The sequence below is a fragment of the Levilactobacillus suantsaii genome (genome assembly GCF_004115745.1).
Lineage (GTDB): Bacteria > Bacillota > Bacilli > Lactobacillales > Lactobacillaceae > Levilactobacillus > Levilactobacillus suantsaii.
The window spans coordinates 1-13,795 of sequence record NZ_QXIL01000012.1; the positions used below are offsets into that span (position 1 = coordinate 1).

Here is a 13,795-nt window from a genome sequence, read left to right on the forward strand (position 1 = left end):
GCTCATCGATTGTTGTTACATTTTAAAAGCGAATTGACTTCGCAAATATTGTTTGGGTTTGAATAAATTCAAACCGCCCTACACATATTTGGTTTGTCGAAACAATGTTCAGTTTTCAAGGATCTACCAAGTTATCTAATGAAGTGATTGCTTCATGACAACTTTTAAAGTATAGCATGTCATCAATTCCTTGTCAATAACTTTTTTCACCGATAATTTGAATATATATTCAAATTATCACGGAAGCCGTCATCGACTTGATTTCTTGAATTGACAACATAAAACATTGTATCAGTTGCACTTGTCGGCGTCAAGCTTAAATTTAAATTGCGGATAGATATCCATAAATCAAATCTTTATGCATTCAGCTGCTTTGTGACAACAGCTAATATCATATCAATCATTCCCAAGTCGGTCAAGCTTTTTCGTCAATAAATAACTAAAAAGCCTTATTCTCAGTTAATCTCTCACTTTAGACCACTTAAGAGGCTAAACAAAACGGAACCCACAGCACCAGACCATTTAGTCTGGACCGCCGGGTTCCGTTTCGTTATCGCTATAACTTCAATCCAAGAACGACCGCTTGATTAATCACGATACCGTCGAACCGGTCGGTCCCGACTACTCGTGGCCAACTGATTCAAGAAGCGGGCCAACAGCGTGTGCATGGTCTCCTCATCCGTGGCGTCCGCCAACGCAACTTTAGTCCGGGCCGCGTGCGGAATCCCTTTCAGATAGTAGGCCACCTGATTGCGAAAGTCGCGGGGGCCATCTTGGGGGCCCTTGGCTAAACATAGCGCGTGCAAATGTGCCTGGGCCCATTTTACCTTCTGTGTTGGGGTTGCTTCCGGTAAGAGTTCCCCCGTTGTCAGGTAATGATTAACGCGTTTCAATAACCAGGGATTCCCCATGACGGCACGCCCAATCATCACAGCATCCGCGCCAACTTCCGTCAACATGCGTTGCGCATCTTGTGGCGTCCGCACATCGCCGTTGCCCATAAAGGGAATGGTCAGCTGTTGAGCCACTTGCGCCAACAACTCCCAATCGGCGTGTCCCTGATACATTTGTTTCCGTGTCCGCCCGTGCATTGCCAGGGCGCTAGCCCCCGCACTTTGCGCCGCCAACGCGTTATCCACTGCGTACAAGTGGTGGTCATCCCAACCGGTCCGCATCTTGACCGTGACCGGCTTGTCTACGGCCGCCACGACTGCTTTAACCATGTGGTAGACCTTATCTGGATCCAGTAGCCATTTTGCCCCGGCTTCCGTATTAACCACCTTATTGACCGGGCAGCCCATATTAATATCAATGATATCGGCTGGAGTCTGTTGATCCACAAACTGAGCGGCCTGGACCAAAGTTTCCTCGGTACCGCCGAAGATTTGGATGCTCATGGGGTGTTCGTGCGGATTGACCGCCATCATGTCTAAGGTTCGAGGATTCTGGTAGTGAATCCCCGCTCCTGAAATCATCTCGCATTCGACCAAACCAGCGCCAAACTCCTTACAAATGACTCGAAAGGCCACGTTCGTCACCCCCGCCATCGGGGCCACGACCACCCGGTTAGGAATCGTGACGTTGCCAATTTTCCAAGGCGTATCGTTCATTATTTCGCCTGGGCGTGAGCTAAGATTGCCCGCAAGTCATCTTCTGAGAACTGATACTTGTTCCCACAGAAGTGACAAACGGCTTCGGCTCCGTGATCTTGATCGATCATCTCTTGAATAGCGTCGGCTGATACGGACGCCAGTGCGGAAGCAAAGCGGTCCTTTGAACAATCACACTTGAACTCGACCGGCAGCTTTTGCAAAATTTGAATGTCTTCGTCTGGGAATAAGAGTCGTAAAATGTCTTCCGGCTTTTGACCGTCCAAGAGGAGTTCCGACACCATCGGCATTTCCTTGAGCCGTTTCTCCAGTCGCGCAATTGCTTCGTCTGAAGCACCAGGCATCACCTGAATCATAAATCCACCAGCGACTTTGACCGTGTTATCAGGTTCTACGAAAACTGAGACCCCCACGGAACTTGGAATCTGTTCAGACTTCGCCAAATAATAGGTAAAGTCTTCACCCAATTCACCTGAAACCAATGGGACTTGGCCGGTGTACGGTTGACCTAACCCCTGATCCTTCGTGACCGTCAACATCCCGTTAGTGCCAACCGCCTTTTTAACGTCCAGTTTGTGCTTAGGGTTCAACGGCAAGCTCGTGTGCGGGTATTGGAGGTAGCCTTTGACCGTTCCGTCCGCATTGCCGTCCGCCACAATGGCGCCGACTGGACCGTGGCCGTCGACCTTGACCGTTAACTTCTCATCACCCTTAAGCAGTGACGTTGAGAGTAACACTGTCCCAATCAGGGTCCGGCCTAACGCCGCCGTTGCCGCGCTCCAACTATCATGGCGCCGTTGAGCCTCCGCGACCGTATCCGTTGCGTCCATGGCGTAAGCCCGAAACATGCCATCCGCAATTAAACTCTTAATTAAGTAATCTGCCATTCGTTTGTCTTTCCTTTCACCTGTCAGTTTATCATGCCTTACCATACCAAAAAAACGCGCTTTTGCAAATATCCCGCCTCTTAACATCCCAGACCAGAAACACAAAAAGGCCTGGGAAACAGTTCCCAGGCCCCTTGATGGTAGTGCTTATTCGGAATCATCTGAATGGTGCTCATCATCCGCTGCTGAGCTAGCCGCAGAACTCGATGCGGAGGAATCCCCGTCACCAGTTTGGTTGGCTTCGCTGCTGGCTGCTGACGACGCTAATTTCGCTTGCGTGTCGGCGTGACGAGCCGCTTCCCGACGTTCTAGTTCACGCTTGGATTCTTCAAACGTGGCCGCCTTTTCACTCGGAAATTCAGCATCGCTGTCCTTTTCCGGCATCTTCCCAGTCTGATACAAACTGAGAATTTGCTTTTCGTCCAGCGTCTCGTACTTCAGCAAGGCTTCCGCAATAATCTTGTGTTCTGCCTTGTGCTCTTCGAGGATCTTCCGTGCCGTCTCGTGCCCTTCGTTAATCAGGCGCCGGACTTCACTGTCAATCAAGCTGGCCGTGTGTTCAGAGTAAGCGGGTTGGTTATAGTACCCGGCCCCAGCAAATGGTTGGCCACCGGCACTTTCCAACGCCACCGTTCCGACGGCGTCACTCATTCCGTATTGGGTCACCATGGCCCGCGCAATCTGCGTGGCTTGCTCAAAGTCATTCGAAGCCCCGGACGATTCGGAATGGAAAATCAATTCTTCGGCCGTCCGACCACCCATTAACCCGGCAATTTGTTCCATGGCGTTCTTCTTAGACATCAACATTTGATCTTCTCGTGGCAACATGATGGCGTACCCGCCAGCACGGCCCCGCGGAACGATCGTGACCTTATGAACAACCCGGGCGTCGTTCAAGACCAAGCCCACCAGTGTATGACCGGCTTCATGGTACGCCACGGTCTTGCGTTCCTTAGGACTGATGACTCGGTCCTTCTTAGCAGGCCCGGCAATGACTCGGTCTTCGGCTTCGTCTAAGTCGGAAGCATCGACCTGCGTCTTATTCCGCCGAGCAGCTAACAAGGCCGCTTCATTCAAGAGGTTTTCCAAGTCAGCCCCGACAAAGCCCGGCGTCTGCTTGGCGATTTCTTTCAAATCGACATCATTAGCCAATGGCTTGTTCTTGGCGTGGACCTTCAGAATGGCTTCCCGACCCTTAACATCTGGTCGGCCAACCAAGATCTTCCGGTCAAACCGTCCTGGCCGTAGTAAGGCGGGGTCCAAAACATCGGACCGGTTCGTCGCCGCCATGACAATGACGCCTTCGCTTCCGGTAAACCCGTCCATTTCAACCAGTAATTGGTTCAGCGTTTGTTCTCGTTCGTCGTGGCCACCGCCCATGCCGGCACCCCGTTGACGACCAACCGCATCGATTTCATCAATAAAGATGATAGAAGGTGCGGCCTTCTTGGCCTGTTCAAACAGATCCCGGACACGGCTAGCCCCGACACCAACGAACATTTCCACGAAATCAGAACCTGAAATCGAGTAGAATGGAACGCCAGCTTCACCGGCAACGGCCTTCGCCAACAACGTTTTCCCAGTTCCTGGCGGGCCCTCGAGCAAGACCCCGGATGGTATCCGGGCGCCCAACGAAACAAATTTCCGCGGATTCTTCAAGAACTCAACCACTTCGACCAGTTCTTGCTTTTCCTCTTCCTCACCAGCAACGTCCGCAAAGCGAACCTTGTTCTCTTTACTGTCCGCCGGTTTGGCTTTGGACTTCCCAAAGTTCATGACTCGACCATTGCCGCCACCTTGGCCGGCTTGACCCATCATCATGTAGAAGAAGAAGAAGAAAATGACTAGTGGTGCAGCGTAAACTAATAAGTTCAGCCAGAAGCCGCTTGATTCCTCCGCTTTGGTATTCATCTTGACATTGTGCTTCTTGGCAGTCTTATCAATCGCGGAAACCGTCGAGTTGTTAGTCAAGACTTGGGTGCTAAAGGCCGTTACAGCAGTACTCTTCGAACCACCTAGGCTAAAGCCGGTGTTCGTGGTCCGCTTTTGCGCGTTCCGGTACTCCCCGGTAATCTTGTAGACGCCCCCGGAAGGCTGAATAGAAAAACTCTTAATCTTATTCGCGTTCAGGTCTTTGACGAATTGACTCGATTGGATTTCTTGGGATTGTGAGTTGGTGTTATTTCCATTAAATAAATAGAACACACCAATGATCAACAAGAAGACCACAATGTAAAACAGGCTGCTACGAAACAGTCCGTTTCGTCGATTATTCATGTCGTGCCTCCTTTACCCACAGTTCCCAATCTAATCACAGATGGGAACGAAATTTAGAGCTTATGCCCCTTTAACTAAATAAGATGTTATCACAATTGACTATCGTTGACTAATTATTTATCTATAAACTGCCGGCTTCAAAACACCGACGTACGGGAGGTTACGATATTTTTCGTCGTAATCCAACCCGTAACCCACGACAAACTCACTAGGGACGTTGAAACCTACGTAATCCGCCTTGGCTTCAACCACGCGGCCACTCGGTTTATCCATCAACGTGCAGACCTTAATGGACTTGGCTTGCCGTTCCTTCAGTAAGTCTTCCAAATACTTCAAGGTCCGTCCGGTATCGATAATGTCTTCAACTAACAAAACGTCCCGTCCGGCAACGTCTGTGTCTAGGTCCTTCAACAGGGTGATGGTCCCCGAAGAAGCCGTGCCCCCGTGATAACTAGAGACATCAATGAAGTCAATTTCGGCGTAAATATCCATGTCCCGAATCACATCGGTCATGAATAAGATAGCCCCCTTTAAGACACAGATAATCAACGGCGTCTTTCCTTGGTAATCCTTTGCCAACTGGGTCCCTAAACGTTTACAAGCCGCGGCTATGTCTTCCTCGCTGTACAGGACCTTTTCAATATCGTTATTCATGCTGTTCCCCTTTCGCCGATCTTGGCTGAATGCCAATGTGATAGTTTGTCGTGTGTGCCCGTGGCGGTAAGACCGACCACTTCACACCCAGAGCCGCCAAAACGGCGCCCTGCGCGGTGACTAAAACGGCCACCTGCGCCCGTTGCGCTCGGGGCACCTTCGCGTTGATCAGTGCGCGCCGAACCGTCTGATGTTGCCCATTAGCTAACCGCAAAGTATCAGCAGCTTGCCACGAGCGGACCGTCAACGGAAAATCAGCGGTGGTCAACGCGACCACTTGCCGCTGGGGCAACGCCGCGGGTGGCGTTTGAAAAACGCCCAGCAACCGATTGTCCCCAACCGGTTGCCATTGGTTCAAGTCTACCATGAAACTAAATTTCGCCACGGATTTTTCTCCGAATTTTGTGGACTTTTTTAAGTGAAATGTCCGGTACTGCTTCGTCAGGACCCAACCGGCCCCCAAGTCAATCTGGCCTGTGGCTCGTTGCGCGTTCCCTAACAGGTGCAATGCCTGGTCGAGCCGGGTCGCTTGCGTACTTAAAGTGGGCGCTAGTCGCTTGATCAGCCGCGCTAACAATAACCGTTGTTCGCTCACCGGCTGAGCTAGCAGTAACGGGATTCGCCCACTAACCGGCTGCCAATTCGTGACGATGATCGCCAGTTGCGCGTCCAACGCCCGGTCAGCCACTTGCAGGACCGCCGTAAGTTGCTGGCCGTAGTCGACCAGGTGGGCGCCGGCCTGCGGATTTTGCTGGTGTAACACCGGTAGTACCTGGTGCCGGATTCGGTTGCGACTAGCCACTAAATCTTGATTCGTCGCGTCTTCAAACCATGGAATCTGTTGTGTCGTGGCGTACGTGCGTAACTGTTGCTTGGTAAAAGGCAGTAATGGGTGAATCACCCGCCCCACGCCTAACGGTCGACTCGCCGCCATTCCCGTGAGTTGGGCCAGATTGCCGCCGCGCAAAAGCTTGAGCAAAATGGTCTCGGCCTGCTCATCGCTTTGGTGCGCCGTGGCGACCCAGTCAGCGTGCTGTTGCCGGAGTTGTTCGGCAAAGAAAGCGTACCGAAACTGCCGGGCCGCATTCTCCAGTCCCTGTTTGGGGTGTTGGGTACGCGGCCAGTGGGTCACCACTAACGGCAACTGCCGCTCGGCACACCACCGCGTCAAAAAGGCTTCTTCGCGTTGGCTCTGGGCCCGTAGTTCGTGGTTCACGTGCACCACGGTCAACTGGGGCCGCTCAGCCGTTGGCAAGTTTGCCAGTAAGGTCAACAGCACCATCGAATCCACCCCCGTCGACACGGCCACCAATCCCCGCTTAGCCTGAGACCAGGAGTGCTGGCGCCAATGCCGCCGAAATTCAGTTTCCAATGTCACGTGGGCCCTCCCCCTTTACTTGACCCGGCCACTCTAAAACAAAAGGGCCGCAACGGGTGCGACCCTTGTTCGTTCTTGATCGTCAACGTGGCGAGCAGGTTCTAGCTCCGCCGACCGCCACGACCGCCGCGCTTACCTTCAGTATTGCGTTTGATCGTTGCTAACCGGTCTTCACTTTGCTTCAAGAACCCCGACATCATATCGTCAAAATTCTCTTTATGGTTCGAGTGATGCCCAGCAAATCGGCCGTTAGCCGATCCATGGTGGGAGCGTGAGCCATTATTTTCAAAGCGCCGATTACCACCATGACCGTGCTCACCGTGACCGCCGCAGTTATTATGGAAGTTGCCCCGGTGTTCGTTGCCGCCGCGATGATCGTTATTGTGCGGTCGATGGGCGTGTTCAGTTGCTGGGCGATCTTTTGCCTTACGGATCGATAACCCAATCTTCCCATCATTACCCACAGTCAAGACCCTAACTGTGACCTCATCACCTACGGATAAAACGTCGTGAATATCCTTCACGTATCCGTCAGAAATTTCACTAATGTGGACTAACCCGGTCTTGTGGTCACCCAAATCAACAAATGCGCCAAAGTTCGTAATTCCGGAGACCTTTCCGGAAACCTTAGCTCCAACCTCGATTGCCATAAACAAGAAGTTCCTCCTTAAAATAAGTGCCTTCAGTATACCACAACTCAAGCTAATCCCAAACCTTCAAAATCGGGTTTATTTCGCGGTGCGAGTGGGACGACGTCACCGTGAATTTTCCGTGATTTTGGCCTTTCAGTTACACTTGATTGCACCCTGAAAGTGGACTGGTCATTCCCTCCAGCCAACTACCATTCAGTCTAACATGTTTCTTTGGTCCACCCCCAAAAATAATCAGAAAACTTCGGGTTATGGTAACCGTTTTACTAGGTCAGCCACCTAACTGATTGCCCGCTCACTGAACAAGGTGACACGCAAAAAAACGAGCTTCCAGGGGGGGTGCCCCCTAGAAACTCGTTAGTCCGTTTAATTTGTCCCTACTTCTCAGTCACGTCCTTAGCGTGATCTCCGGGTAAGCTATAAATAGTCTCCCCGGACTTCGAGTAGTAATACTTCGAGCGAATCAACTGCCCCAAGTAATCCTTATTATTGAGCTGTTTAACTTTTAACTTCAACTTAGCGTTGGTGTCCTTGGCCTTATCCAAGCGTTGTTCGCTGGCTTCGACTTTCTGGTTAACGTGATGCAGACTTGCGTTCGTCCGGACCAATTGAACCCCCAAGATCAGCGCAAACACAGCAAAAACCGCAAAAATCCGTAATGCTCGCCGCACCCGTCGCCGTTTCAACCCATGATGCTGAATCGACACCGTGGGTTCCTTTTGTCGTGCTAGCTGTCGTGCATACTCATTTTCTAAGTGTTGGACCTTGGTTGTTTGGACCGGTTTATCGTCTGCCATTCTCGTTCACCCCACAGAACTCTACCAGATTAGTTAACTTGAGTATAGCAACTTTCAAATTGACCGTCTAGTTTATTGACCACAATGTAAAACATTCGTCATATTTAATCGGTTAAAGTTGCCGAAAATCTTGAGCGTAGTCTTCCTTGACGATGGTGTACATCCGTTCCGCATCGTCCTTCTTGGTGGTTTCTAACAAAGCGTCAACCTTGACAGTTAACGTCTTATTACCAAACTTGATCACCAACTCGTCGTTCGTCGCCACGTCACTTGAGGACTTGGCGACCTTGCCATTGATCAGAATGCGACCCTTGTCGGCGATTTCTTTAGCGACCGACCGCCGCTTGATAATCCGTGAGACTTTCAAAAATTTATCTAAACGCATTTTATTTTCCTCCATGTTGAGTCAATTTTTGCCAGTAACGTAAGAGCCCCGCCGCGTGCGGTAAGGTTAGCCATTCACGCACGGTGAGTAACCGGCAACTAAGCGCCGCCACGATAAACACCACGACGCCCACGCCAATCACCACGACCAAGGCCCCACCGATTGCTAAGCGACTCTGGGTAAGGGCCGGGATCAGAGCCTGCAAGCTCAGCTTAGCGATCGTTACAGTGGCTACCATCCCGGCTAAACACCCGATGAGTTTCACCCCGAACGCCACGGTCCAGATTCCCCGGCGCAACTGCGGTGCCGAGCCGAACCAAATGATGGCTGTCATGACCGCCAAACTGCCGACGGTCACCAGACTGGCGCCCAGGCCACCCCAAAGGTGCACGGCGGTCTGATTCACGCTAGCTTTGACCACTAAGCCGCTCAGTAACGCGACCACGGTCAATTTAAACTGATTGCGACTCTGTAACACACTATTATAGGTTTGAATCAGCGTCGCAAACACGATGCTGCCCATATAAATCGCCAGCATCTCCGTTCCCTTTGCATCCCCAAAGAGCAACTGGTTGATCCAGGGCATCAGGGTAATCAAGCCTGCACTGGCCGCCGTTGCAATCACCAAAGCCAGCCGCATCATGGTGGTGGTCAGGCGTTTAAAGGTCTGAGCTTGCCGGTGATGGGCCGCACTGGTCAAGGCCGGCAACAATGACGTTGCAAAAGCAACCGCCACGACCAAACCTAATTGGACCAGGGGCTGGGCCCGATCATAGACCCCCTTTAAACTCTTGGCGGCCGAATTACTCATCCCACCAGCGACTAGCCCGTTTTTAACGGTAAAGGAGTCAATCAACTGCAAGACCACCATGATGGCCGTTAACAAGCACAGGGTGCCACCTTCGACCAATAACCGGCGGCCTAAATGTGGCGTTGCCGTTACGGGTCCACTCACCGGTCGGCGCCAATGCGGTAGAGCGGCCCAAGCAGCTAAGGCGGCCAAGGTCCCACTGACCATGGTGCCGGTCCCCATCGCGTAGACTGACCAGTCGTGGGTGGTCGCCCACCAGGCAACCACCAAAATAATCACGACACGCACTAGTTGTTCGATGACCTGTGAGCGAGCCGTGGGGAACATCTGTAACCTTCCCTGGTAATACCCGCGGCTTACGGCTAACTCGGGCATCACCAGAAACATCCAGGAGACCATCCGAATCAAAGCGGTCAACCGGGTGTCCCCCATGCCTAAGGCTAGCCCGGGCGCCCCCAATTGCAATGCCAAGAACAATCCCACGGCCAGCCCCAACGTCCAGTGGTAGACCCGCCGAGCGACCCACTGCTGACTGGCCAGGTCGGGCGCGTCCGCCACTAACTTAGAAATGAACACCGGTAATCCGCTCAAAGCCAAAGTCATGCCAATCCCGTACAACGGGTAGACTTGCTGGTAGACGTAAAAGCCGGTGTCGCCCACCAGGTTTTGAAACGGGACCCGGTAGATTGCACTTAAGACCTTCGCAATGAACGCCGCACTGGATAAGACCAAGGCGCCCCTTAGGGTTTGAGTTACGTTGCGTGCCCCCATGGCCGCCCTCCTTTACTGTGACCTTATTTACTCGTCGATGATTGGTCGGTCGACTTTTGCGGGGCCGTGGTCTGCACCACGATGTCGCGTAACGCCGACACGAACTGTTGCACTTGTGGCAACCAGTCATCGACCGTCATCTTCGGTTGGATGACCAGCTTCACGTGCAGCCGGTCGTCGTTGATGGTGACCGTCGCCTTCAGCTCAGTTGCGGCCAAGGCCTTGAAGACGTCTTCGCCGCCGAGAATATCGGTCCCCTGTTTAGAGACCGTGACGAAGACATCGCCGTTGACCCGCCGCAGCTTTTCAATCAATGCCAAGTCGGCAGCCAGCTTCAACTGGCCAATCGTTAGCAACTGGGCCACGGGCTTCGGGTAGTCGCCAAACCGGTCAATCAGATCAGCTTGAATCTCACTGACTTCATCGTCACTATCCAACTGCCGAATCCGCTTATACATCTCGATTTTCTGTTGTTCGTCTTCGATGTAGTCGCTCGGCAGGTAGGCTTCCACACCCAGTTCTACGGTGGTATCCGTCTTCGGTTGCGCCGTTTGTCCCCGCTTCTTGGCCACGGCATCGCTGAGCATCTGGGTATACAAGTCGTACCCCACGGAATTGATGAACCCGTGTTGTTGCTTCCCCAGCAAATTACCCGCGCCCCGAATCGAGAGGTCCCGCATGGCAATTTTAAAGCCGGACCCTAATTCGGTGAAGTCCTTGATGGCCTCCAGGCGCTTTTCACTGACTTCGGTCAAGACCTTATTCGGTTGATAGGTGAAGTACGCGTAGGCCACTCGGTTGCTTCGGCCAATCCGTCCGCGCAACTGATAGAGCTGTGACAGGCCCATCCGGTCGGCATTTTCCACGAACAAGGTGTTCGCGTTCGGGATATCGATTCCGGTCTCGATGATGGTCGTGGTGACCAACACGTCGTATTCACCGCGCAGAAAGTCAAAGAGGCCCCCTTCAAGCTGGGCCTCGGTCATCTGCCCGTGAATGTAGCCAATCTGCGCTTCCGGCACCAACGCCTGAAGCTGACTAACGGTCTTCTCGATGTCGTCCACCCGGTTATGCAGGTAGAAGACCTGACCGCCCCGTTGCATCTCCCGGCGAATCCCGTCTTGAATGGCCCCCGCATTTTGTTCCATCACGTAGGTCTGAATCGGGAACCGGTTCGCCGGTGGCGTCTCGATCACGGAAAGGTCACGGACCCCGAGCATTGACATGTGCAAGGTCCGCGGAATCGGCGTTGCGGTCAACGTCAACACATCCACGTTGGCCTTCAATTCCTTCAACCGTTCCTTATGCTTGACCCCGAAGCGTTGTTCCTCATCGACCAGCACCAAGCCTAAGTTCTTGAACTTCACGTCTTTCGACAATAACCGGTGGGTCCCCACCACGATGTCGAGTTTCCCACTTTCCAGGTCCTTTAATGATTGGTGGATCTGCTTGGTGGTCCGGAACCGGGAGAACATCTCGACGTTGATGGGGTACCCTTCAAAACGGCTGACCATGGTGTCATAGTGTTGTTGCGCCAAAATGGTCGTTGGCACCAGAAAGGCCACCTGTTTGCCGGCTTCGACCGCCTTAAAGGCCGCCCGTAACGCAACTTCGGTCTTCCCGTAGCCCACGTCACCGACTAAGAGCCGGTCCATCGGCCGCGACTTCTCCATGTCGTGCTTGACTTCCTTGATTGACCGTAACTGGTCCGGCGTTTCCACGTACGGAAAACTTTGGTCAAAGTCGATCTGGAGACTATCATCCGGCGGGAAGGCATAGCCCTTTTCTGCCGCCCGCTTGGCGTAGAGGTCGACCAATTCATCGGCGATATCTTCAATCTTTGCGGCGACCTTGCGCTTAGTCTTGGCCCACTCGGAGCCGCCCAACTTGTTGATGCGGGGCTTCTTGTCTTCCGACGACACGTACTTTTGAATCAGGTTAAGTTGGGTGACCGGAATAAACAACTGCGCGTTGTCCTGATAATCGATGGTCATGTAATCCTGATGGACCCCATCGACGGTCAACGTCTGCATCCCGATGAACTTCCCAATCCCGTGGTTGACGTGCACCACGTAGTCACCGGGTTTTAAATCAGTGTAACTCTTTAAACGTTCCGCGTTGGCCATGTTCTGCCGTCGCGGCCGTTTCTTCGTAATCTTTTGAAACATCTCGGCTTCGGTGATGACCACCAAGTTAGCTTCCGGCAATTCAAAACCGGTCTGCAGCCGTTCCGGGACCAACTGGGTGATTCCTGGCTGGAGATTCTCCCGCTTGGTCAACACCACTTGAATCTCAAAGTCGTCTAGCGTTTTTTCAATCTTCGCCAACCGTTCTTCGTCCTGAACCAATAGCACCACGGTCTGCTTCTGGTGGTGCCAGCGGTCGATTTCAGTCTTCATCACGGGTAACTGGCTAAAGAACTGTTGCATGGCCCGCGTCACCACGTTGGTCACCGCCGTGAATCGGAGATTCCCCATCCCCTTTTGAAACAGGGCCAGCATAATCTGCGCATGGGGATCATCGCGCACGATGGGCCGGAGTTCCCCGCCGAAGGTCTGCTTGGCAAAAATCTGGTGGTGGGCCAGCTTATCAGTCGCCCAATTGGCTTCGTCTTCTAAGAGCTGACGTTCACCATCTTGCAATCGAGCGTAATCGCCGAATAGCACGGTCCCGTCCGCCGCCAGGTAATCCAAGATCTGGTGATGGTCCGGAAACAAGTAATCGGCAAATTCCATCAGTTGCGGGTCGATGGATCCCTTCTTCAAGCCATCGATCAATGGTTGGACCTGGGTGGTCAACGTCGTGGCATCGTCCGCTGATAGCTCAGCGGTCTGCGTCGCTAACGCCTGGCTCAACGCCTGGGCCCCTGCCGTCCGTTCCGCTGCCGTTAAAATAAAGTCGGTCGCGGGTAAGATTTCAACTTGGTCGATGTTTTCCACACTGCGTTGCGTGGCTGGATCGAAGTATCGCAGCGAATCCACTTCGGTATCGAAGAAGTCGATGCGGACCGGATAGTCCGTGCCCAACGGATAGATATCGACAATTGACCCGCGGACCGCGAAGTCCCCGGGTGCTGCGACTAATTTTTGGGGCGTATAGCCCATGGCAAAAAGCTGTTGCTGTAACTGTTCTAGGTCCATGTCGGCACCCACTTTGACGGCAAATCGTGCCGCCGCAAAGTTCGCGGGGGCCGGTAAGAAACGCCGCAAGCCCGATAAGGCCGTGACGACTACGACCGGCCGGTCACTTTGTAACGCCCGTAAAGCAGCGATCCGTTCCGCCCGGTACTCTGGTGAACTGGTCGCGACTTCCGCCGCTAACAATTCTTCCACCGGGAACTCGTACAATTCGTCGTCACCTAAGATATTGGCCAGGTCTTCCACCAATTTCCCGGCGTGGTAGAGAGTATCCGTCACGTACACGATCGATCGTTGCTGGTCATGAAGGAGGCTAGCAATCAGCAACGTCTCGGCCGAACCGTTGAGCCCGGTCACGAGTTGTCGCTGACCCGGCGCAACCGCCTGCCGAATCGCCGTGTAGGCCGGTGTTTGGGTCAAAAATCCTTCTAAATTCAC

The 13,795-nt window shown here is 52.9% G+C and carries 10 protein-coding genes; all 10 read right to left on the reverse strand.

The features are described 5' to 3' along the window. Positions 1-587: 587 nt before the first annotated feature. A complete protein-coding gene (gene dusB / locus DXH47_RS06980) occupies positions 588-1,610 on the reverse strand; it encodes a tRNA dihydrouridine synthase DusB (RefSeq protein WP_129032646.1) in 1,023 nt (340 codons plus the stop codon). Then, positions 1,610-2,497, reverse strand: coding sequence for an Hsp33 family molecular chaperone HslO (gene hslO / locus DXH47_RS06985; protein WP_129032647.1), 888 nt, complete (start codon positions 2,495-2,497; stop codon positions 1,610-1,612). The genes dusB and hslO overlap by 1 nt, the downstream gene beginning before the upstream one ends. Before the next feature lie 147 nt (positions 2,498-2,644). Beyond that, positions 2,645-4,774, reverse strand: a complete 2,130-nt coding sequence (gene ftsH, locus DXH47_RS06990; RefSeq protein ID WP_129032648.1) for an ATP-dependent zinc metalloprotease FtsH — start codon at positions 4,772-4,774, stop codon at positions 2,645-2,647. A 117-nt stretch (positions 4,775-4,891) separates the two neighbouring features. Continuing rightward, positions 4,892-5,428, reverse strand: coding sequence for a hypoxanthine phosphoribosyltransferase (gene hpt, locus DXH47_RS06995; RefSeq protein ID WP_129032649.1), 537 nt, complete (start codon positions 5,426-5,428; stop codon positions 4,892-4,894). Further along, positions 5,421-6,806, reverse strand: coding sequence for a tRNA lysidine(34) synthetase TilS (gene tilS / locus DXH47_RS07000; protein ID WP_129032650.1), 1,386 nt, complete (start codon positions 6,804-6,806; stop codon positions 5,421-5,423). The genes hpt and tilS overlap by 8 nt, the downstream gene beginning before the upstream one ends. A gap of 101 nt (positions 6,807-6,907) precedes the next feature. Then, positions 6,908-7,456 carry a S1 domain-containing RNA-binding protein gene (locus DXH47_RS07005; RefSeq protein WP_129032651.1) on the reverse strand — a complete coding sequence of 183 codons (549 nt, stop codon included), beginning with the start codon at positions 7,454-7,456 and terminating at the stop codon, positions 6,908-6,910. A gap of 377 nt (positions 7,457-7,833) precedes the next feature. Continuing rightward, on the reverse strand, positions 7,834-8,253 hold the full coding sequence (locus tag DXH47_RS07010; protein ID WP_129032652.1) for an FtsB family cell division protein: 420 nt from the start codon (positions 8,251-8,253) through the stop codon (positions 7,834-7,836). 112 nt (positions 8,254-8,365) lie between these two features. Continuing rightward, positions 8,366-8,638 carry an RNA-binding S4 domain-containing protein gene (locus tag DXH47_RS07015; RefSeq protein WP_129032653.1) on the reverse strand — a complete coding sequence of 91 codons (273 nt, stop codon included), beginning with the start codon at positions 8,636-8,638 and terminating at the stop codon, positions 8,366-8,368. 1 nt (position 8,639) lies between these two features. After that, complete coding sequence (locus DXH47_RS07020) at positions 8,640-10,220, reverse strand: polysaccharide biosynthesis protein (protein WP_129032654.1); 1,581 nt, start codon at positions 10,218-10,220, stop codon at positions 8,640-8,642. Between the two features lie 23 nt (positions 10,221-10,243). Further along, positions 10,244-13,795, reverse strand: coding sequence for a transcription-repair coupling factor (gene mfd, locus DXH47_RS07025; protein ID WP_129032655.1), 3,552 nt, complete (start codon positions 13,793-13,795; stop codon positions 10,244-10,246).

Excerpts from the sequence above, each read along its gene's own strand:
- ftsH (WP_129032648.1), bottom strand. The coding sequence starts at position 4,774 with ATGAATAATCGACGAAACGGACTGTTTCGTAGCAGCCTGTTTTACATT.
- DXH47_RS07010 (WP_129032652.1), bottom strand. The coding sequence starts at position 8,253 with ATGGCAGACGATAAACCGGTCCAAACAACCAAGGTCCAACACTTAGAA.
- hslO (WP_129032647.1), bottom strand. The coding sequence starts at position 2,497 with ATGGCAGATTACTTAATTAAGAGTTTAATTGCGGATGGCATGTTTCGG.
- DXH47_RS07005 (WP_129032651.1), bottom strand. The coding sequence starts at position 7,456 with ATGGCAATCGAGGTTGGAGCTAAGGTTTCCGGAAAGGTCTCCGGAATT.
- hpt (WP_129032649.1), bottom strand. The coding sequence starts at position 5,428 with ATGAATAACGATATTGAAAAGGTCCTGTACAGCGAGGAAGACATAGCC.
- DXH47_RS07020 (WP_129032654.1), bottom strand. The coding sequence starts at position 10,220 with ATGGGGGCACGCAACGTAACTCAAACCCTAAGGGGCGCCTTGGTCTTA.
- dusB (WP_129032646.1), bottom strand. The coding sequence starts at position 1,610 with ATGAACGATACGCCTTGGAAAATTGGCAACGTCACGATTCCTAACCGG.
- DXH47_RS07015 (WP_129032653.1), bottom strand. The coding sequence starts at position 8,638 with ATGCGTTTAGATAAATTTTTGAAAGTCTCACGGATTATCAAGCGGCGG.